This window comes from Psychromonas sp. MB-3u-54 (assembly GCF_002836415.1).
Classification (GTDB): Bacteria; Pseudomonadota; Gammaproteobacteria; order Enterobacterales; family Psychromonadaceae; genus Psychromonas.
In genome coordinates, this window is sequence record NZ_PJBP01000090.1 from 1 (window position 1) to 19,257 (window position 19,257).

The following is a 19,257-nucleotide window of genomic DNA, read 5'->3' on the forward strand; positions in this document are numbered from 1 at the left end:
CCGACGAGCTACCAGACTGCTCCATCTCGCGTCCGATATTAATGTTTCTTTTTTATAAATATTTATCTATCAAAATTGGTTGCGAGAGCAGGATTTGAACCTACGACCTTCGGGTTATGAGCCCGACGAGCTACCAGACTGCTCCATCTCGCGTCCGTATTGACTATTCTTAAACAGTAACAACATCACTTCGATGAAATATACAGCTTTAAGAGCGGCGAATGATATAGAGATCACATTATTATAGCAAGTACTATTTGATACATTAACACTGAGTGTTTAAATAGTAATCACAACCAATAATATTCTCGAAATAAACACTTATGCCCTGAATAATATCTATCCGTAACGCTAATTTTATTATTTAGACTAACAGCTATATTTAATATAAAAAGTGAAGTATTTATCAGATTATTAGGCCGCATGAGCGTTCAAAAGTTCAGAAGAAATAAATTATATTAAAATACTGCTTCCATCAATTTGGCGCTCTACTTAGCCGCGGAAAAATGGACAAAAAAAGCATTGATTGCAGTCAGAAAATAATTAAACTCCCTGCACTTTCAGATGCAGGGTAATACCAAAAGCATTAAATTTATGATCAGTTGCTTCAAAGGAAAAATTTACGCTCACAAAACCGCCGGGATGATTTTGAATAGTAAATATGATTACTTTATTAATCCATTTGGTATGGTGTTATCGGTAGGGTGTATTCTATGCACCGCGGGCAGCGACAAGCGGTGCAGCGAATAAGCGACAGCTTAGTATCTGAGAATGCACCCTACGTGCTATGCATTTGTTGTCATGGTTGGTGCTAGTTGGCGTTCAAATAAGACCGCCATTAAATTTATGCTCAATTCTTCCAAAGCAAAATTTATGCGCACAAATGCTGCCCTTTGGGCTCATCTAAAAGCGCGCTGCGTTATTCATCGTTTATATAGAATAACTATGCAGCTCTCCTCATTCCTTGCTCAGAACACTTTTAGATTGAACAAAATTTACACTCCAAAGGTCAACAGATCCTAGACCTTAGGTAAAAATGGCGGCTTACCTGTTGCGGTATTTTATTAATATTGTCATTTTTGGGCAAAAAAAAACCTAAGCTTATATTTAAGCTTAGGTTTTTTTAATGTGGCTCCCCTTGCTAGACTTGAACTAGCGACAAACGGATTAACAGTCCGTTGCTCTACCAACTGAGCTAAAGAGGAATTGTCTTTTTTACATTGTCTTTTCTTTAATCAGTGTAACCTGATTAATGTGCCTTAACTGCTCTCATAGGAGTTTTAGGCATTTTAAGTCTTTCGACTTGTTATTATCACCTTAGTAATAATAACTAAATGTGGCTCCCCTTGCTAGACTTGAACTAGCGACAAACGGATTAACAGTCCGTTGCTCTACCAACTGAGCTAAAGAGGAATTGTCTTTATATACGTTATTCTAGTGTCACCAAATTAACGTGCCTCACTGCTCTACCAACTGAGCTAAAGAGGAATTGTCTTTATATACGTTATTCTAGTGTCACCAAATTAACGTGCCTCACTGCTCTACCAACTGAGCTAAAGAGGAATTGTCTTTTTTACGTTATTCTAGTGTAACCAAATTAACGTGCCTCAACTGCTCTATCAACAGAACTAAAGAGGAATTTTTCTCTTGTTAATTTTAAGTCTTTCGACTTGTTATTATCACCTTAAGTAATAATAACTAAATGTGGCTCCCCTTGCTAGACTTGAACTAGCGACAAACGGATTAACAGTCCGTTGCTCTACCAACTGAGCTAAAGAGGAATTGTCTTTTATTACATTGTATTTTATTACATTAATCAGTGTAATGAGATTAACGTGCCTCAACTGCTCTACCAACTGAGCTAAAGAGGAATTGTCTTTTCTTTACATTGTCTTTTCTTTACATTAATCAGTGTAACCAGATTAATGTGCCTCAACTGCTCTAATAGGAGTTGCAGGCATTTTAAGTCTTTCGACTCGTTATTATCACCTTAGTAATAATAACTTAATGTGGCTCCCCTTGCTAGACTTGAACTAGCGACAAACGGATTAACAGTCCGTTGCTCTACCAACTGAGCTAAAGAGGAATTGTCTTTTTTTACATTGTCTTTTTACATTAACTATTTTATTAAATAATCTCAAGAGGTGTTTAACTTTTCTCTTGTTCAAAACAACATGCGTTTAAATGCTGTAGTCTTTAAGACCGGCGCAGTATATTTTTTGCGGTACTTACTGTCAACAAAAAAGGTGCATAAAAAGATTGGTTGCCGATAATTCAAGCAACCAATCACAAAAGTACTGCTTATTGCTCAAATAATGGGAACAAAAAATACATTTTTTATATTTGCCACTGAATATTTTCTTTTAGTTTCAGTTGAATTTTTTCAAGCGGTTCGTCCGTTTCTCCAACAATAACCAAACTTACTTTCCCTAATTTTTCAGTCAAACCTTTTAAATGTTGATTATGAAAATCAGGTGAGTTTATTAACCCGCCGTCATCCGGCACTACAAACACCGTAATACGTCCTTGTTCACCCTGAATAATCATATGCAATCCGGGCTTCCCGTCAAAACGACAATGATTTACATAAAGAACGTCGCCTAGATCATCTTTTGCCAGACCACCATAACTTGCAAGCTTGGCATTTACAGTCGAAAGGTTGGCTTGTTCATTGACTTTTTCAGTAAAAGAGTACTCTTGTTGCATATGTTGCAGGGCTACTGTCCCTATATCTTGAGTGACGTTATTTAGGTTATTTAATAGCGGTAAACTTATTCCAATAATAAAGGCGACTGATGCTGCGATAGCTAAATGCCAACGCTGATTTACGTTCTTTTTATTTTCAATCTCAAAACTTTGCTCTAACAGAATTTTATCGATCATATCATCCGGCGGATCAACTTTTAATACCGACTGTAACTCCAAATCAAATTGTTTTGCCTGATCCACTAAGGTTTTATCTTTTGCTGAATCACGCTGCCTGCGCAAAAACTCATCATTTTTGTCCTTCGGCGTCGCAATTGCAATATGACGAAATAATATATCATCCATGTGCTACCCCACTACTTTTAGTTGTTGCTGATAATGATGACTTTAATAAGTTCTTTGCTCTAAAAAGCCGCGTTAATACGGTGTTTTTGTTTAAATTTAGCTGCTGCGCAATTTCCTCTGTGCTAAAACCTGCGATAAGTTGCAATAATAAAGGGTCTTTATATTCATCTGCTAAGAGCAATATTTTACGGCGTAATAATTCTTTATCCATCTCTTGTGATGAATCATGATCATCGGCCACTTCATTATCAGCGATATCAACTAAAGAAAACTGCTTACGTTCAAAACGACGTGCATTTTCACGACGTAATATGGTAAATAACCAACCTTTAGCCGCTTTATCGTCCAATAAACTGTCTAGACTCTTCCAGGCGCGCAAACAAGTTTCCTGCACTAAATCTTGTGCAATATCAGGATCACGACAGATCCAAAATGCATAACGATAGAGATCTGGGCTATAGATATTTATAAGTGCTTCATAACGTTTCTGTTTTTGATTCATATCCTTAAAGACCAAGGATTTTGAACTTATATTTCGTTTTCGATTAAATAAATTCATTTTTTTCTCTTTTTAGGATTAGGAAAAATTACATTTTCAAAAAATGCATACAAAACAACATCGACATAACCCATTGAAAACAAATAATTAATTAAAAAAAGTTAAAGAAAAGTGACTAATTGTGAAATTTTTTTGCTGATAACTCGGTTTATATACTTGAGCCTACAATAATGCACAATTGCTATTTCAGCACTTGCTTAATTTTATTATAAAGGAATATCTATCATGAAAAAATCTAATCTTGCTTTAGCTGCTACGTTTTCAACTCTTATCGCCGTTGGTGGTGCACTTATTTCGACTCCGGCAATGGCCGCTGGTAAAGAGAAATGTTATGGCGTTGCAGCGGCGGGTCAAAATGACTGCGCTACAAAAACAAGCTCATGTGCAGGGACTTCTAAAGTTGATAATCAAGGCGATGCGTTTCTTGCTGTGCCGGAAGGGTTGTGCGCTAAATTAGGTGGTTCTTTAGAGCCTAAAAAAGCATAACTTTTTTATTTGATGCCGAGATTTTTTAACTGCCAAATAATATCCAAACCACTTCTTTGCAAGGGGTTTGGATAGACACTTTTTAGGATTAAAGACATTGAAAAAAATACAGGCAGGTGCTGTCGGGATAGGACTTCGTGGCCCCCATTATCAGACCCTATTAGATGAATTGCCAACACTGGGTTTTCTTGAAGTACACAGTGAAAATTATTTTAACCTGCACAGTCAAAACCGTTTTTACCTTGAACAAATCGCGAATCATTACCCTCTTAGCTTTCACGGTATTGGGTTGTCAATCGGCAGCAGCGAAGACATCAGTAAAGCACACTTACAAAACCTTAAACAGCTTATTGATATTTTTCAACCCGCATTAGTTTCAGATCACCTCAGTTGGAGCTCATTACAGGGGCATTTCTTTAATGATTTATTACCCGTCCCTTACACCAAAGAAGCATTGTCGTGTTTTGTAAATAACATCAACCAGATTCAAGAGCACTTACAAAGGCAAATTCTGATAGAAAACCCCTCTTCTTATTTAGAATATAATGACAGTGAAATGAGCGAACCGGAGTTTATCAATGAAATAGTCAAGCAAACTGGCTGTGGCTTGTTATTAGACCTTAATAACGTTTATGTGAGTGCTACTAATAATCAATTTTCAGTAGAAAAATATCTCGATATGATCGACCATAAAACAGTGCAGGAAATTCATTTAGCCGGTTTCACTCAAAAACAGATTAACAATAGCACCCTGCTCATTGATACCCACAGCACCTTCGTAAGCCAATCGGTTTGGGATATTTACCAAACATATATGTCGACAAAAAAAACAGATGCGCTGACATTAATAGAGTGGGATCTGGATATTCCCCAAATGGGTACCTTAATAGAAGAGCATAATAAAGCGATTCGTATCAAAGGTATCGTTTTAGAGCGTTGATATAAGAATCTATAACGATTCTGCTCATGCAAAACAAGCTTACTTAATAAGATTCCTCTGGGACTTTTTAATCGCTGAATAAAATAACTCAGGCATAAGTTTAAGGAAAAATATTAATGAAAAAAATTAACTTACTTAATAACGCTGTCTCTTTAATACAGAAAACCTTATGGCTGTCTGTGTGCTTAAGCATGACGGTTAGTGCAGCATCAGCTCCTGACTGGCCAACAGCTGGCTGGCCAGTCAAAAAATTAGCCCCGGCAGACGATCTAAGTTATTTAAGCGCATTAGAGAAAAATATAATTTTACACCTAAACATGGCAAGAACAGATCCAAGTCGCTATAGCAAAGAATTTATAGCGCCGCGCAGCGCTTTTTACAATAACAAAATGTACTTAGAGCCCGGTGGACCTGAAAATTTTATCGGACTAAAAACCCAAGAAGGTGTAAGTGCGGTTGATGAAGCAGCTACAGTAATGAACAGCACAAAAGCCTTAGGGTCATTAAAAGCGCATAAAAAATTAACCTTAGCAGCCCAAGATCATGCGACGGATCAATCTAAACATGGCGGTACTGGACATGTTAGTCACGATGGCTCAACCCTGCAAAATAGAGTGGAACGCCATGGAAAATGGCAGCATACAATAGGTGAAAATATTATCTATGGCCCGGATTCTGGACGAGAAGTCGTGGTGGGGTTATTGGTAGATGATGGGGTTAAAAATCGTGGTCATCGTACTAATATACTGAAAAATGATTATAAAATAGTGGGCGTCGCCTGCGCTAAACATTCTTCCTACCGCATTGTTTGCGTGATGGACTTTGCAGGCGGAATGGAGTGAATCTTTATCTGCGTTATTTATGCTCCGCAATATTTTACAGAAACGTTAACTGTTTTGTCTTGAATGTCTTTTTAACAATTTATCGATATCAATTATCTCTTGTGGTTATTCAATACGCACAGCGATCAACCTATAGGAATACGGCAATGATGGGGTTTAAACGATGAATATCAAACAACTTCAGCGGCAGTTTAGCGACACACTTTTATATAAAAACGATCAAATTGCAGAACAAATTAAACCCAAAAAAGCATTCACCAGTAATGAGTTATTACAGATATACCGAAATAATTTTGTGATGGGCGTAACCGAAGCACTCTCAGCGACTTACCAGCATACCTTATCCCTGGTAGGTGAAACCTTTTTTAATACGGTAGCAAGAGGATTTATTTTAAGCCACCCCCCTAAAGAAAATAACATGATGACCTACGGTGATGGTTTTAGTGAATATTTGCATGATCTTGAACAACTCAAGGCGTTACCCTATGTAGCAGAAATGGCACGTTTTGAGTGGTTGTTAGAACAAACAACCAATACAAAATTACAAACCCTTGCACTTGATTTTCAGCAGCTAAAATCGATACCAACAGAGCAATTAGAAAACATTAGTTTTCAAATTGCTACGCAGGTATCGATATTTTCAAGTAAGCAAAATATTCAGCATTTGTATCGAATGATAATCCACAAACAAATACAGGAAACTGATTTAAACCAAATTTGCTATTTAGCACTTAAAAAGCAGGAAAATTTTAGTGTCGAACTTATTTTGTTGAGTGAAGCTGAATTTCTGCTGCTGCAACAAATTATGCAGCAAAAAAGAATGGGCCAAATAGCGCCGCAATCGTTACTTGAGGCACTGCCTCAGTTATTAGAAAAAGATCTATTTTATGGATTTACATTAATCAACGCCTAGGAGGCATTATGCTCAACTTATACCAACTCATTGTCAACAAAATGCAATGTTACTTTACCCCGATATTGCTGTTATTCACCCGCCTTTGGGTCGCCTCTGTATATTTAAAATCAGGTTATTTAAAAATAACGAGTTGGGATAGTACCTTGTATCTCTTTGAAGAAGAGTATCAGGTTCCCTTTCTGCCTTGGGAATTAGCCGCATATTTAGGCACAGCAGCTGAATTGATACTGCCGGTATTTCTGATTTTAGGGTTATTAACCCGCCCAATGGCCGCCATTTTATTTGTTTTTAATATTATGGCCGTTGTCTCATACCCTGTTCTTTGGGAGGGAGGTTTCTATGACCACCAGTTATGGGGCTTAATGATATTAATTAATGTCGTTTGGGGAGCTGGAGTGATCTCTGTTGATCAGCCATTGAAGAAACATTTTTTTGCAAAATAATTTACGGCCTATTTATCTTCCGTAGTTAATTCCTAGCAGATAAACAGGCCCCAGCCGTAATAATCTATTTTGGATATTACGGCCTAGCCACTTTTATTTTTTAACCATAAAATCAAATAAGAGCTGTTCTTTAACCCCGTCTACTACAAGGTTAATTTGCAATTGCCAGATCATAGTCGGCGTTGTACAAGCCCCGACCATGGTTTTTGCCGAGAAGATCCCTTTAGCCTTCTTCATAAAAGTAACGGGAATACGCCCCATAAACATCTCTTTTCCTACTATTTTGGCATCTATCACACGCCACTCTTGTGGATCACCCTCAAATTTAAAATTAATCCATTGCTCGGCTTTAATGGGTGATTTATCAACACTTAACCAAAAGCGTCCCTGAGAGCTTAGCACTTCACAGGGGACCAAATAATCACATTCAAGGAGTCCGGGTGACGATTCAACGGAGGTTAAATCAATATTATTCTGTTGTTTTGTCTCAATGGTAATAGTGCGCCATGTAAAAAGCGACGCTAAAACTATCAACATGACCAATAATTGTACAACTCTACTTTTTGTTAACATTTAAAATCCTTGTAAAAATAGTGGTTACCGCGCATTTCTCAACATAAACAATAAGTTTATTAATAATTAATCAACCAACAACTGTTAATTAGAAAAATGTTCAAGTAAACTTCGCCCGAATAATTATGTTTGTATGCAGAGATCTGACACATAGTTATTTATGGATAATTATTACTTATTATGACGTTTTAAAATACGTAAATTGTAAATAAATGCATGGAATCAAAATAATGACAAGCGCTACTACGATTCAACCTGATTACAACTATAAAGTTGTCCGTCAGTTCACACTTACCACCATATTTTGGGGTATTATTGGCATGAGTATCGGGGTATTAATTGCAGCGCAATTAATCTGGCCGGTACTTAACTTCGACACACCCTGGCTAACCTACAGCCGTTTGCGCCCGCTGCATACTAATGCAGTTATTTTTGCATTCGGTACTTCGGCATTAATGGGGACCTCCTTTTACGTTGTGCAGCGAACCTGTCAAACGCGATTGTTTGGGGGGAATCTGGCTTCTGTGGTTTTTTGGGGATGGCAACTGGTCATTCTCTCCGCCGTGATTTCACTTCCTTTAGGCTACACCTCGTCAAAAGAATACGCCGAGCTTGAATGGCCAATCGATCTGCTGATTACCGCAGTGTGGGTGGTTTACGCTGTTGTATTTTTTGGCACATTGGCAACACGTAAAACATCGCATATTTACGTTGCAAATTGGTTCTATGGTGCATTTATTCTCACCATTGCTGTGCTACATATAGTCAACAGCATGGCCATACCGGTTTCAATGGGCAGCATGAAATCTTACTCGATCTACTCTGGTGCAATTGATGCAATGGTACAATGGTGGTACGGACATAATGCTGTTGGTTTCTTATTAACCGCCGGTTTCTTAGGCATGATGTACTACTTTGTTCCCAAACAAGCAAATAGACCGATATATTCATATCGTTTATCCATTGTTCATTTTTGGGCATTAATCGCTGTCTATATTTGGGTCGGGCCACATCACCTTATGTACACCGCCCTACCTGATTGGGTGCAATCCTTAGGCATGCTGATGTCGTTAATTCTATTTGCGCCCTCCTGGGGAGGCATGATTAACGGTATTATGACACTTTCAGGCGCTTGGCATAAACTACGTACCGATCCTATTCTGCGTTTCTTAGTGGTATCACTGTCTTTCTACGGCATGTCTACTTTTGAAGGGCCTATGATGGCCATTAAAACAGTCAATGCTATCTCTCATTATACTGACTGGACAATTGGCCATGTGCATTCCGGCGCATTAGGCTGGGTTGCAATGATTACTATCGGTGCGACTTACCATTTGGTACCAAAATTGTTTAATCAAAAAGCAATGTACAGTATCCCGATGATTAATTTACATTTCTGGTTGGCAACTATTGGTACGATTTTATACATAGTTGCAATGTGGATTTCAGGCGTTATGCAAGGGCTGATGTGGAGAGCTGTGAACGATGACGGAACCTTGACATATACTTTTGTTGAGTCACTGGAAAAATCCTACCCGTTCTACACTATCCGTTTTGTGGGTGGTTTAATCTTCTTAACTGGTATGTTGGTAATGGCTTACAATACATACAGAACAGTTACGGCAAAAGATGGCTCTATCCAGCCTCAAGAACTTGATTAGTCAGGGAGTTAAATAATGAAGCACGAATTTATTGAAAAAAATGTTGGCTTACTGGCAATCTTGATCATCATTGCAATCAGCCTTGGTGGTCTGGTGGAAATAACGCCATTACTCTTTCAAAAAGAAACAAATACGCCCGTTGACGATTTACGCCCCTACACGGCGTTAGAAATGGAAGGCCGTGACATCTACATCCGCGAAGGATGCAGTGTCTGCCATAGCCAAATGATCCGCCCTTTTCGAGCAGAAACAGAGCGTTACGGTCACTATAGTGTCGCGGGTGAAGGTGTTTGGGAACATCCGTTTTTATGGGGTTCAAAACGCACAGGTCCAGATCTGGCGCGTGTTGGTCAACGTTACTCCGATGCCTGGCATAAAATTCACCTGCTAAATCCTCGCGATGTTGTGCCGCAGTCAAATATGCCCGGCTTTCCGTGGCTTGCAGAGAACCGCTTAACGGGTGAGGATACTGCACGTAAATTGGACATATTTAAAAACAACTTCGGTGTTCCGTATACGGATGAGGACATTGCAGGAGCCAAAGCAGCAGTTGAAGGGAAAACTGAGATGCAGGCACTAATTGCTTACCTGCAGTCACTTGGACATGCTTTAAGATAACCATGGCGCCCGGTTTACGGGCGCTTCTTTCAATTACTGGAGGCTTTATGGAATTTGCAACTTTTAGAGGGCTATATACGCTGTTCTTAATTATTATTTTCGTTGCTTTAATTGCATGGGCATACAGTAAAGAACATAAAAAGACTTTTGATAATATCGCCAATTCTATTTTTGACGAAGATCAAGACTCAATAAAGTATGCCGGCGAACAGAGCAGACATACAGGAGCTAAAAAATAATGAGCATTTTTTGGACATTATGGATCACAATAATCACACTGATTGTTATTATTGGTTGTGCGGTCCTTCTTAGAGCGGTCTCAAAAAACAATACCGGCGTTGAGGAAGGTCAACCAATGCCGCATACTTTTGATGGTATTCAAGAATTAAATAACCCGGTACCTAAATGGTGGATGGGTTTATTTTGGTTTACTATTGTTATCGCGTTGATTTATAGTCTGGCTTTCCCAGCTTATACTGCAAACTGGAATGGGTTGCTTGGTTGGACAAGCTCAGATCAAAGTATAACATCGCTGCAAGAATCAAAAGAATCAGCCAAAACGTCACATTCTCAGTACCAACGGGAAATGAATGCAGCTGAGCAAAAATATGGCGCTGTTTTTAAGCAGCTTGCTTATGATGAAAATGGTGTTTATAAAGACCTCACCTTAGTGGCTAAAGATTCCGATGCAATAAAAGTGGGCCAGCGTTTATTCCTGCAGAATTGTTCTCAATGCCATGGATCAGATGCACGCGGTAGTACCGGATTCCCTAACCTGACCGACAATGATTGGTTATATGGTGGTGATCCGGATACGATTAAGCTAACGCTCATGAATGGTCGCCAGGGCGCTATGCCGGCATGGGCCGACATATTAGGCGAACAAGGCATTAAAGAAGTCGCTAGCTATGCATTACAATTGAGTGGCCGCCGGGTTGATTTGATTGAAGCCAAAGCCGGAAAAGAACGTTTTGTTGTCTGTAGCGCCTGTCATGGTGCAGACGGTAAAGGGATGCATGCAGTGGGAGCGCCTAATCTAACGGATACCGTGTGGTTATATGGTGGTTCACGTAAAGCGGTTGAAGCTACGCTTAGAAACGGTAGAAATGGCGTAATGCCGGCATGGAAAGATGTATTAGGTGAAGATAAAATCCATTTAATATCAGCCTATGTATATTCGCTTTCTCAGTAAAACGCTCAATAATATAAAATAAACAGCCCTTATTAAGCTGTAAAAAAGCCTCGCTCAGAGGCTTTTTTTATAGCTAAAAATTAGATCAAATGATAAATTGAAGGTCTGCTTAATACCCCACAGGATAATCATGAAAAACAATAATAACAAAGCCTGGTTCAAACAATTCTGGCCGTGGTTTTTAATCATTTTGCCTTTGAGTGCTGTTATTGCCGGTATTTCAACCGTCATTATCGCAGTAAATAATAAACCGGATATGGTCGTTGATGATTATTATAAAAAAGGTAAAGCGATTAATCACGATCTTACCTTAATAAAAAAGGCACGGGCTAACAATATCAGTGCTTCAATAACACAATCAGCTAATGAATTAATCATCAACTTAAGCGGCGTGCAGGATAAAAGCTCTATTCAGTTGTTTTTATATCATTCAACTCAATCTGAACGAGATTTATCACAATTATTAACCGCCGATGGAAGTGGTCATTACCGCTACCAGACAGATCAATTATTAACCGGTAAATGGCAGATACGTATCGAACCCTTTGATAAAAGTTGGCGTTTGCAAAAGTGGATTAGCTTACCAGCAGAAAATTTCACACTAGAATGATCTTGCAAAAAAATTGCTTCCACTGTGGTGAAGAAAATCCGCCATCCGCTGATTTTAAAGTACAAATAAATGGGGCTACACAAAGAATGTGCTGCCCGGGTTGCCAAGCGGTTGCCCAAACAATTGTTGATAGCGGGTTAACCTCTTATTATGAGCATCGTAGCGAACCAGCTGAAAAAGGCTTGTCATTGGTTCCCGATGAATTATTGCAGCTGGAAGATTATGATATTGAGCAAATCCAAGAAGATTTTGTCAATAACGTTGTAGATAACAATGAAAACCTCAGTACCACCACCCTCAGTGTTGAAGGTATCACCTGCCCGGCCTGTGCCTGGTTAATAGAAAAACAGCTGCGTTTATTACCCGGATTAATCTTTATTAATGTTAATACAACACTTAACCGCGCGGTTATAAAATGGGATCAGCAACAACTTAAACTCAGTCAAATTTTAACCGGAATCCAAAAAATAGGTTATAAAGCTTACCCCTTTCAAGTTAATAAACAGGAAGCCTTTTATACCCAGCTGACAAAATCTTACCTGCAACGCTTAGGTCTGGCGGGCCTTGCAACAATGCAGGTAATGATGTTTGCTATCGCATTATATGCTGATTTTTTTTCAGGAATGGAAGAGCAATTTATACATTATTTTCGTTGGGTCAGTTTTATATTAGCGACCCCCGTTCTGCTTTACAGCGCTCAACCTTTTTATTTAAATGCATGGCGTAATATCCGCAACCGGACCTTAGGAATGGATATCCCCATATCCATCGCTTTATTAGGTGCTTATAGTGCCTCTGGTTATGCAACTATTGTGGATCAAGGAGAAGTTTACTTTGAATCTGTTTCAATGTTTACTTTTTTATTATTACTCGGTCGTTTATTAGAGCTGCGAGCCCGTCGTAAAGCCTCAGAAAGCAGCAGTAATTTATTACGCTTATTACCCTCTATGGCGACCCTTATTGAAGATCCTGATAACCTGCAAATTCAATCTGTTATTCCCGCAAAAACATTAACAGTCGGCCAATATATTGTCGTTAAGCCGGGACAGACTATTCCCGTTGATGGCCTTATATTAAAGGGTGCCAGCAACATTGAAGAGTCTATGCTGACGGGTGAGCATTTACCCGTTAGCAAAACCCAAAATGCAGCGGTTTTTGCCGGCAGTGTTAATATAACCAGCCAGTTGATTATTCGGGTTGAGAAAGTTGGCAATCAGACTTTAATTGCAGATATCATTCACCTGCAGGATAACGCCCAGCTTAATAAACCAAAAATAGAAATTATTGCAGATACGGCTGCCAGATACTTTGTCGCTGCGCTGCTTATTGTTGCCACTTTGACTTATATAAGTTGGAGTTTTATCGCACCCGATCAGGCTTTTTGGATCACGCTTTCCGTACTGGTCGCAACCTGCCCCTGTGCGCTCTCCCTCGCGACGCCGACGGCTCTGACCTGTGCAACGGCGCAACTTAATAAACAGGGAATCTTAATTAAACAGCATTATGTATTGGAGACAGTCAATAAAATTAACCATATCGTTTTTGATAAAACAGGCACGCTAACTAAGGGTAACTTTAAACTGCTGAATACCGATAGTTATAGCCATTATTCAAATCAGGAATGTATAGATTTAGCGGCACAATTGGAAAAGAATTCAGAGCACCCTATTTCATTGGCATTTAAAAAGCAGCAGAAAAATAATATTTTATTAAATGACGTACTTAATAAACCAGGACAAGGATTGCAGGCCACCTATTTAAATAAAACCTTAAAATTGGGTCATGCTATTTTTTGTAGTGTTGATAATAAGATTAACAGTAAAGAATTAGTCATCTACCTCACCCTGGATAATACACTGCTTGCGACCTTTGAATTAGGAGATGAATTGCGCCCCAGTGCAGAACATATTATCAGCTACTGCCATCATCACAGTATTAAAAGCACTATGTTAACGGGTGATATTTCCTTAAAAAGTGAAGAAGTTTGCAACCAGCTTAATATTGAACAGCTGCAAAAAGGGGTTACTCCACAACAAAAACTGCAGTATATACAGCAACTGCAAAAAATAGATAAGGTTATGATGATCGGAGATGGTATTAATGATGCCCCAGTGATGGCCGGTGCACACGTCTCTGTTGCTGTAGCAAGCGGCACTGATCTTGCTAAAAATAGTGCGGATGTTATTTTATTAGGAGAAGACTTAAATAAATTAGCCACTTTGCACAAAATGGCCAACAGAACGACACGAATAATTAAAGAAAATCTTATTTGGGCCTTTGGTTATAATATCATTATTGTCCCTTTAGCGGTGATGGGATATGTCCCTCCCTACATCGCAGTATTAGGCATGTCCTGCAGTTCACTTATTGTAGTCAGTAATTCTTTGCGATTATTAAAATAATGACCGTTTCGATGATTTTTATCATGCATTAATTCTACTATTTATATCTTTCATTAAGAGTACTATTTATATCTTTAATTAAGAGTACTAAGAGTTTATTAATATGAGTATTATTTATATCTTAATTCCAATCGCAATGATATTGGTTACATTCGCTATTATAGTGTTTTTTTGGGCTGTAAAATCGAATCAGTATGAAGATTTAGACCGCGAAGGAATCAATATTTTATTCGATGAAGATCTGCAAGCTCCTGCAATAAAAGAAGATTCAGAAGATCTGCAAAAAAAAACCAAACCTGGTGATCTAAATGACTGAAGCAACGTTATTAAATGATTTTATTGCGGCGCTTTTAATCGGTTTACTAGGCGCAGGGCATTGTTTAAGTATGTGCTCGGGTATCGCAGGCGCAATCACTTTTTCCATAAAAACCGATCAAAAAAAATCAACATCCATTTTATCATTATTACTTTATAATCTTGGCAGAGTGAGTAGTTACTCACTTGCAGGCTTTTTGTTTGCAGCGAGCAGCAGCACACTTATTATATGGTTTGGCGGAAAAGAAGCGTTAATTTATTTACGCATACTCGCCGCTATTTTAATGTTAATGCTCGCGTTATACGTCGCTAAGATATGGCATGGATTGTTAAAATTAGAGCAAGCAGGTCAATTCGTCTGGAAATTTATCAAGCCGCTGGCACAAATTTTCATTCCGTTAAAACACCCTCTTTTTGCATTTCCTCTGGGATTTTTATGGGGATGGTTACCCTGCGGTTTAGTTTATTCAACTTTATCCTGGGCTGCAAGCAGTGGTAATTCGCTCAACGGGTTGTTGATTATGTTAGGTTTTGGTTTAGGAACTATACCGGCAATGCTGACGGTGGGTACCTTTAGTCAGCATTTAAAGCAGATACTTAACCACCATTGGTTTCGTTATAGTAGCGGATCATTATTAGCTGTTTTTGCCTTTCATACCCTGTATATCGCAATACTGCAGTTAAGGTAATAACTAATTAGATGAATAAGTTAGCACGCTTAAACGCACTTATTTAATACCTTCATCGCTATAGATATTTAATTATTAGCATCTATTCAAAGCAAGTTGAATAAATGCTAATATCGATATGTGTCAATTATGGGGAAAATAATTACTATGGAAAAAAGTAAGACCAATCGAACTCAAAATGGCGGTTCTGCTATTCATTGTCAAGACTGCAGCATAAGCCAATTATGCATTCCTTATTCACTTAATGAAAATGAATTAGAGCGTTTAGATAACATTATCGAGCGGAAAAAACCGATTCAAAAAGGACAAGAAATATTTAAAGCGGGTCAAGAGATGAAATGCCTTTATGCAATTCGCTCCGGTACCTTAAAGTCCTATACGATCACAGAACAAGGAGATGAGCAAATTACTGCTTTTCATCTTGCGGGTGATCTAATTGGTTTTGATGCTATTAGCTCAGAAACTCATCCAAGTTTCTCTCAAGCACTTGAAACATCAATGATTTGTGAAATACCCTATGACACGCTAGATACGCTTTCGATCAGCATGCCAAAGCTAAGACAGCAGATATTACGCTTAATGAGCGGTGAAATAGTGGGCGATCAAAACATGATTTTATTACTCTCTAAGAAAAACGCTGAAGAACGACTTGCATCGTTTATTTTCGACTTATCACAACGTTTTGCTGCGCGAGGATTTTCACCGAGAGAGTTTCGTTTGTCCATGACTCGCGGCGATATCGGTAATTATTTAGGTCTCACGGTTGAAACTATCAGTCGTCTTTTAGGACGTTTTCAAAAAATGGAAATGATTGCTGTTAAAGGTAAATACATCAGTATCTTAGATGATGCGCAACTGACTCTTCTAGCTGGCGCATTGAAAAAAGATTAGCTTAACTCACAGATCTATAACTATCCGGAATAAAGCGCCTTTTGATCTAAAAAAAGCTAACAATTTTACTTTTTTTGATATAAGTTATAGACATATTTTATACTATTTGGGGATCTTCTTATGCTTAAATATCGTAATATTTTAGTTTTCATTGATGTGGACCAGGAGTCTCAACCTGCACTCGAGAGAGCGGCCTCTATTGCGGAAAAAGAAACAGGTGCAAAAATAACACTGTTCTTATGCTGTTATGATCTGACTTTTGAAATGACTTCTCTAAGCTCTTCCGATGAAAGAGAAGCAATGCAACGCATTGTGATTAAAGAAAATGAAGAGTGGCTTAAAGCCATTGCAGCGCCTTTTAAAGAAAGAGGTTTGGATATCCACTGCCAGGTAAATTGGCATAATCGCCCCTTCCAAGCTGCTATTGTTGAGGTATTAAAAAACAACCACGATCTTCTCGTTAAAGCCACTCATCAACACTCCAAATTAAGTGCCATTTTATTCACACCCACCGACTGGAATTTATTACGAAAATGTCCAGTTCCAGTACTATTAGTGAAAAATCACTTATGGCCTAAGCATGGCAATATTCTATGTGCTATTGATTGTAAAAGTATTCAGGATGATGAACATCATCAATTGAATCAACAAATTTTAAAAGAAGCGGCTGTCATGGCGGAAATTGTCAATGCTAATATTCATCTGGTTAATGCATACCCTAGCCCGCCAATGAATATCATGCTTGAGTTACCCGAATTTGACCCCATAAATTACGAAGATGGGCTCAAAAAATTCCATCAAAAAACATTAAATGATTATGCACAAACATTGAAGCTTCCTAAAGATCAAATACATCTTGCGCAAGGTTTACCTGAAGATGTCATTAGCGAAGTAGCTGAAAAAATTGACGCCGAGTTAGTCATTTTAGGTACCGTTGGACGCTCCGGCCTAAGTGCTACATTATTAGGTCACACAGCAGAGCAGGTTATTGATAATTTAAACTGTGATTTGCTCGCTTTAAAACCTGCTGGCTTTATTAGTCCAATTACACTTTAAAGGGAAAGTTATGAAACGATTAGTGGCCGGTGATAAGGCTCCATTATTTAATTTACAAGATGATCAAGGCAATATGGTTGCTTTAGCGGGTTTAACCGGTAAAAAAGTGTTGGTTTATTTTTACCCTAAAGCGATGACCCCTGGTTGTATTAACCAAGCCTGCGGTTTGCGCGATGTAAAAGCACAACTTGATGATTTTAATACGCTGGTCTTCGGTATCAGTCCGGATCCGGTGAAAAAATTAGCTAACTTTGTTACTAAGAAGGAGCTTAACTTTCCACTTTTATCTGACCAGGATCATGCGCTGGCAGAGGAATTTGGCGTTTGGGGTGAGAAAAAGTTCATGGGTAAAGTCTATGATGGTATTCACCGTATTAGCTTCCTGATAAACGAACAAGGGCTCATTGAGCATGTGTTTGATAAATTTAAAACCACTGACCATCAGCAGGTCGTCTTGGACTATTTAAACAATAAAGAAAGCATTTAATCAAAAAAAGGGCCTACGGCCCTTTCCCGTTTAACCTAACTTATCCTCTTCTGCATTACCAAGTTTAGCGACCAGGTATTTAATACGCCTTCAACAGCGCCGCTAAGGGGATAGCAAAAAACACTCCCCAAAAACCCCACAAACCTTCAAAAGATTAATACCGAGACAATGATCACCACAGGATGTAAATTAACGGCCTTCGAGAACAACAACTCCAGAACAATAACATTGCCATCAATCCCCTGAATAATAAGGTATGCAATCATTAAATATAAAAGAGAGCCAGCGGCCTTGTTTGTTTAACCTAATTTATCCACTTCTGCATTATCAATTTTAGCTTGGGTGCTCGGCCAGGCATTTAATACAGCCTTCACCAGCGTCGCTAAGGGGATAGCAAAAAACACTCCCCAAAAACCCCACAAACCTCCAAATATTAATACCGAGACAATGATCACCACAGGATGTAAATTAACGGCCTCGGAGAACAATACGGGGACAATAACATTGCCATCAAGCGCCTGAATAATAGCGTAAGCAACCATCAAATAGAAAAATTCCGGTGATGACCCCCATTGGAAAAATGCCACAATGGCAATCGGCACAGTGACAACGGCTGCGCCGATATAGGGAATTAAAACAGATAAACCAACCAATACAGCTAACAATGCTGAATAACGTAATTCCATAAAAAAGAAAGTAAAATAAGTAGCAACACCAACAATCAGGATTTCAATGATCTTACCGCGAATATAATTCATAATTTGACCATTCATTTCAACCCAAACCTGATCGGCCAGCTTGCGATCTTTAGGTAAAAACTGAACAAAACTTGTCACTAACTGCTTTTTGTCTTTGAGCATAAAAAGCATCATCAGAGGTACCAGAATGCAGTAAACAAGTAATGCTGCGACATCTAATAATGAAGCCACTGAATGTGACAGTAAAAATCCTCCGGTATCTAAGATATAAGTACGTAAATTTTCAACAAGCAGGGTAAAAGTAGCAGGATCAATGAGATCGGGATAGAGAACAGGAAGCGTTAAAATGTATTCCTGCACCTGGTTAAACATCACGGGCAGATCGCGAATAAAAGCAACCCCCTGCCTGAATACGGTTGGTAAAATCCCTAAGAAGGCGAAAAATGCCAAGGATAAAAAAATCGCCATCACAATTAATGTCGACAGAGTTCTATTGAGCTTCAAACGCATCAAATAGTTCACCGGCCAATCAAGTAAATATGCCAACACTAATGCCACAAACAGAGGCGTTAGAATCCCCCCGAAAAAGTAAAAAATGGCAAAAGCACTGAGCAGCAATAAAAAAAGAACACTCAGGTTGGGATCCGCAAAGTGGTGTTGATACCAATCATTTAACTGTTTTAACATGAAATTTATTACACCTTTAAGTTTAGTTTTTGGCATCGATTCGTATCACCAGAGCCTTTTACAAGTTTAGTTGTTGTCCCTGACTCGCATCACCAGAGCCTCTTGCAAGTTTAGTTTTTGGCATCGATTCGTATCACCAGA

At 38.6% G+C, this 19,257-nt stretch carries 20 protein-coding genes, 5 tRNA genes and 1 pseudogene; 16 read left to right on the forward strand and 10 right to left on the reverse strand.

Features of this window, described 5'->3' with window-relative positions; all coding sequences use genetic code 11:
- Positions 1–76: 76 nt before the first annotated feature.
- From CXF72_RS02575 to CXF72_RS02605, 7 genes are all read right to left on the reverse strand, one after another.
- Positions 77–153, reverse strand: a tRNA-Met gene (locus CXF72_RS02575).
- A 976-nt stretch (positions 154–1,129) separates the two neighbouring features.
- Positions 1,130–1,205: transfer RNA gene (locus CXF72_RS02580), tRNA-Asn, on the reverse strand.
- 132 nt (positions 1,206–1,337) lie between these two features.
- Positions 1,338–1,413: transfer RNA gene (locus tag CXF72_RS02585), tRNA-Asn, on the reverse strand.
- A 292-nt stretch (positions 1,414–1,705) separates the two neighbouring features.
- A tRNA-Asn gene (locus CXF72_RS02590) sits at positions 1,706–1,781 on the reverse strand.
- Positions 1,782–2,010: 229 nt separating this feature from the next.
- Positions 2,011–2,086, reverse strand: a tRNA-Asn gene (locus CXF72_RS02595).
- Positions 2,087–2,337: 251 nt separating this feature from the next.
- Positions 2,338–3,051 carry a DUF3379 family protein gene (locus CXF72_RS02600; protein WP_101036698.1) on the reverse strand — a complete coding sequence of 238 codons (714 nt, stop codon included), beginning with the start codon at positions 3,049–3,051 and terminating at the stop codon, positions 2,338–2,340.
- Positions 3,044–3,553, reverse strand: coding sequence for a sigma-70 family RNA polymerase sigma factor (locus tag CXF72_RS02605; RefSeq protein ID WP_442966020.1), 510 nt, complete (start codon positions 3,551–3,553; stop codon positions 3,044–3,046). The genes CXF72_RS02600 and CXF72_RS02605 overlap by 8 nt, the downstream gene beginning before the upstream one ends.
- Positions 3,554–3,835: 282 nt before the next feature.
- On the opposite strand from CXF72_RS02605, the gene CXF72_RS02610 reads away from it, so the two are divergent.
- The 5 genes from CXF72_RS02610 (at position 3,836) to CXF72_RS02630 (ending at position 7,237) form a co-directional block, all read left to right on the forward strand.
- Entirely contained in the window at positions 3,836–4,096 is a 261-nt protein-coding gene (locus tag CXF72_RS02610) for a BufA1 family periplasmic bufferin-type metallophore (RefSeq protein WP_101036702.1), read from the forward strand.
- A gap of 97 nt (positions 4,097–4,193) precedes the next feature.
- Entirely contained in the window at positions 4,194–5,036 is an 843-nt protein-coding gene (gene bufB, locus CXF72_RS02615) for an MNIO family bufferin maturase (RefSeq protein ID WP_101036704.1), read from the forward strand.
- A gap of 116 nt (positions 5,037–5,152) precedes the next feature.
- Entirely contained in the window at positions 5,153–5,878 is a 726-nt protein-coding gene (locus CXF72_RS02620; RefSeq protein ID WP_101036706.1) for a CAP domain-containing protein, read from the forward strand.
- 163 nt (positions 5,879–6,041) lie between these two features.
- A complete protein-coding gene (locus CXF72_RS02625; protein ID WP_101036707.1) occupies positions 6,042–6,791 on the forward strand; it encodes an HvfC/BufC N-terminal domain-containing protein in 750 nt (249 codons plus the stop codon).
- Positions 6,792–6,799: 8 nt separating this feature from the next.
- A complete protein-coding gene (locus CXF72_RS02630) occupies positions 6,800–7,237 on the forward strand; it encodes a DoxX family protein (protein WP_101036710.1) in 438 nt (145 codons plus the stop codon).
- A gap of 93 nt (positions 7,238–7,330) precedes the next feature.
- Here CXF72_RS02630 and CXF72_RS02635 read toward each other — a convergent pair whose 3' ends face one another.
- Positions 7,331–7,810: a hypothetical protein gene (locus CXF72_RS02635; RefSeq protein WP_101036712.1), complete on the reverse strand. Its 480-nt coding sequence runs from the start codon at positions 7,808–7,810 to the stop codon at positions 7,331–7,333.
- A 230-nt stretch (positions 7,811–8,040) separates the two neighbouring features.
- On the opposite strand from CXF72_RS02635, the gene ccoN reads away from it, so the two are divergent.
- The 11 genes from ccoN to bcp all read left to right on the forward strand — a co-directional run bounded on the left by ccoN (position 8,041) and on the right by bcp (position 17,731).
- A complete protein-coding gene (gene ccoN / locus CXF72_RS02640; protein ID WP_101036713.1) occupies positions 8,041–9,471 on the forward strand; it encodes a cytochrome-c oxidase, cbb3-type subunit I in 1,431 nt (476 codons plus the stop codon).
- 15 nt (positions 9,472–9,486) lie between these two features.
- Positions 9,487–10,089 carry a cytochrome-c oxidase, cbb3-type subunit II gene (ccoO, locus tag CXF72_RS02645; RefSeq protein WP_101036715.1) on the forward strand — a complete coding sequence of 201 codons (603 nt, stop codon included), beginning with the start codon at positions 9,487–9,489 and terminating at the stop codon, positions 10,087–10,089.
- A gap of 47 nt (positions 10,090–10,136) precedes the next feature.
- Positions 10,137–10,328, forward strand: a complete 192-nt coding sequence (locus CXF72_RS02650; protein WP_101036752.1) for a cbb3-type cytochrome oxidase subunit 3 — start codon at positions 10,137–10,139, stop codon at positions 10,326–10,328.
- Entirely contained in the window at positions 10,328–11,281 is a 954-nt protein-coding gene (gene ccoP, locus CXF72_RS02655) for a cytochrome-c oxidase, cbb3-type subunit III (protein WP_101036718.1), read from the forward strand. Before CXF72_RS02650 ends, ccoP begins: the two co-directional genes overlap by 1 nt.
- A 130-nt stretch (positions 11,282–11,411) precedes the next feature.
- The gene (locus CXF72_RS02660) at positions 11,412–11,891 is read left to right on the forward strand and encodes a FixH family protein (RefSeq protein ID WP_101036719.1); all 480 of its coding nucleotides are present in this window, start codon (positions 11,412–11,414) and stop codon (positions 11,889–11,891) included.
- Positions 11,888–14,293 carry a heavy metal translocating P-type ATPase gene (locus CXF72_RS02665; protein ID WP_101036721.1) on the forward strand — a complete coding sequence of 802 codons (2,406 nt, stop codon included), beginning with the start codon at positions 11,888–11,890 and terminating at the stop codon, positions 14,291–14,293. The genes CXF72_RS02660 and CXF72_RS02665 overlap by 4 nt, the downstream gene beginning before the upstream one ends.
- 103 nt (positions 14,294–14,396) lie before the next feature.
- Entirely contained in the window at positions 14,397–14,609 is a 213-nt protein-coding gene (ccoS, locus tag CXF72_RS02670) for a cbb3-type cytochrome oxidase assembly protein CcoS (protein WP_101036723.1), read from the forward strand.
- Complete coding sequence (locus tag CXF72_RS02675; RefSeq protein ID WP_101036724.1) at positions 14,602–15,297, forward strand: sulfite exporter TauE/SafE family protein; 696 nt, start codon at positions 14,602–14,604, stop codon at positions 15,295–15,297. Before ccoS ends, CXF72_RS02675 begins: the two co-directional genes overlap by 8 nt.
- A gap of 141 nt (positions 15,298–15,438) precedes the next feature.
- On the forward strand, positions 15,439–16,188 hold the full coding sequence (locus tag CXF72_RS02680) for an FNR family transcription factor (protein ID WP_269801142.1): 750 nt from the start codon (positions 15,439–15,441) through the stop codon (positions 16,186–16,188).
- Between the two features lie 120 nt (positions 16,189–16,308).
- Positions 16,309–17,244, forward strand: coding sequence for a universal stress protein UspE (gene uspE / locus CXF72_RS02685; RefSeq protein WP_101036728.1), 936 nt, complete (start codon positions 16,309–16,311; stop codon positions 17,242–17,244).
- 10 nt (positions 17,245–17,254) lie between these two features.
- Positions 17,255–17,731, forward strand: a complete 477-nt coding sequence (gene bcp / locus CXF72_RS02690; protein WP_101036731.1) for a thioredoxin-dependent thiol peroxidase — start codon at positions 17,255–17,257, stop codon at positions 17,729–17,731.
- A 35-nt stretch (positions 17,732–17,766) separates the two neighbouring features.
- Here bcp and CXF72_RS19720 read toward each other — a convergent pair.
- Together CXF72_RS19720 and CXF72_RS02700 are read right to left on the reverse strand one after the other, a co-directional pair.
- Positions 17,767–18,000 (reverse strand): annotated as a pseudogene (locus CXF72_RS19720) (AI-2E family transporter); the annotation flags it as partial.
- 30 nt (positions 18,001–18,030) lie between these two features.
- Positions 18,031–19,116, reverse strand: a complete 1,086-nt coding sequence (locus CXF72_RS02700) for an AI-2E family transporter (RefSeq protein ID WP_101036734.1) — start codon at positions 19,114–19,116, stop codon at positions 18,031–18,033.
- Positions 19,117–19,257: the final 141 nt, after the last annotated feature.

Coding starts and splice junctions, on each gene's coding strand:
- CXF72_RS02660 (WP_101036719.1), top strand. CDS start 11,412: ATGAAAAACAATAATAACAAAGCCTGGTTCAAACAATTCTGGCCGTGG.
- CXF72_RS02620 (WP_101036706.1), top strand. CDS start 5,153: ATGAAAAAAATTAACTTACTTAATAACGCTGTCTCTTTAATACAGAAA.
- CXF72_RS02665 (WP_101036721.1), top strand. CDS start 11,888: ATGATCTTGCAAAAAAATTGCTTCCACTGTGGTGAAGAAAATCCGCCA.
- uspE (WP_101036728.1), top strand. CDS start 16,309: ATGCTTAAATATCGTAATATTTTAGTTTTCATTGATGTGGACCAGGAG.
- ccoS (WP_101036723.1), top strand. CDS start 14,397: ATGAGTATTATTTATATCTTAATTCCAATCGCAATGATATTGGTTACA.
- CXF72_RS02610 (WP_101036702.1), top strand. CDS start 3,836: ATGAAAAAATCTAATCTTGCTTTAGCTGCTACGTTTTCAACTCTTATC.
- ccoN (WP_101036713.1), top strand. CDS start 8,041: ATGACAAGCGCTACTACGATTCAACCTGATTACAACTATAAAGTTGTC.
- ccoP (WP_101036718.1), top strand. CDS start 10,328: ATGAGCATTTTTTGGACATTATGGATCACAATAATCACACTGATTGTT.
- CXF72_RS02600 (WP_101036698.1), bottom strand. CDS start 3,051: ATGGATGATATATTATTTCGTCATATTGCAATTGCGACGCCGAAGGAC.
- CXF72_RS02700 (WP_101036734.1), bottom strand. CDS start 19,116: ATGTTAAAACAGTTAAATGATTGGTATCAACACCACTTTGCGGATCCC.
- CXF72_RS02605 (WP_442966020.1), bottom strand. CDS start 3,553: ATGAATCAAAAACAGAAACGTTATGAAGCACTTATAAATATCTATAGC.
- CXF72_RS02650 (WP_101036752.1), top strand. CDS start 10,137: ATGGAATTTGCAACTTTTAGAGGGCTATATACGCTGTTCTTAATTATT.
- CXF72_RS02635 (WP_101036712.1), bottom strand. CDS start 7,810: ATGTTAACAAAAAGTAGAGTTGTACAATTATTGGTCATGTTGATAGTT.
- CXF72_RS02625 (WP_101036707.1), top strand. CDS start 6,042: ATGAATATCAAACAACTTCAGCGGCAGTTTAGCGACACACTTTTATAT.
- CXF72_RS02630 (WP_101036710.1), top strand. CDS start 6,800: ATGCTCAACTTATACCAACTCATTGTCAACAAAATGCAATGTTACTTT.
- ccoO (WP_101036715.1), top strand. CDS start 9,487: ATGAAGCACGAATTTATTGAAAAAAATGTTGGCTTACTGGCAATCTTG.
- bcp (WP_101036731.1), top strand. CDS start 17,255: ATGAAACGATTAGTGGCCGGTGATAAGGCTCCATTATTTAATTTACAA.
- CXF72_RS02675 (WP_101036724.1), top strand. CDS start 14,602: ATGACTGAAGCAACGTTATTAAATGATTTTATTGCGGCGCTTTTAATC.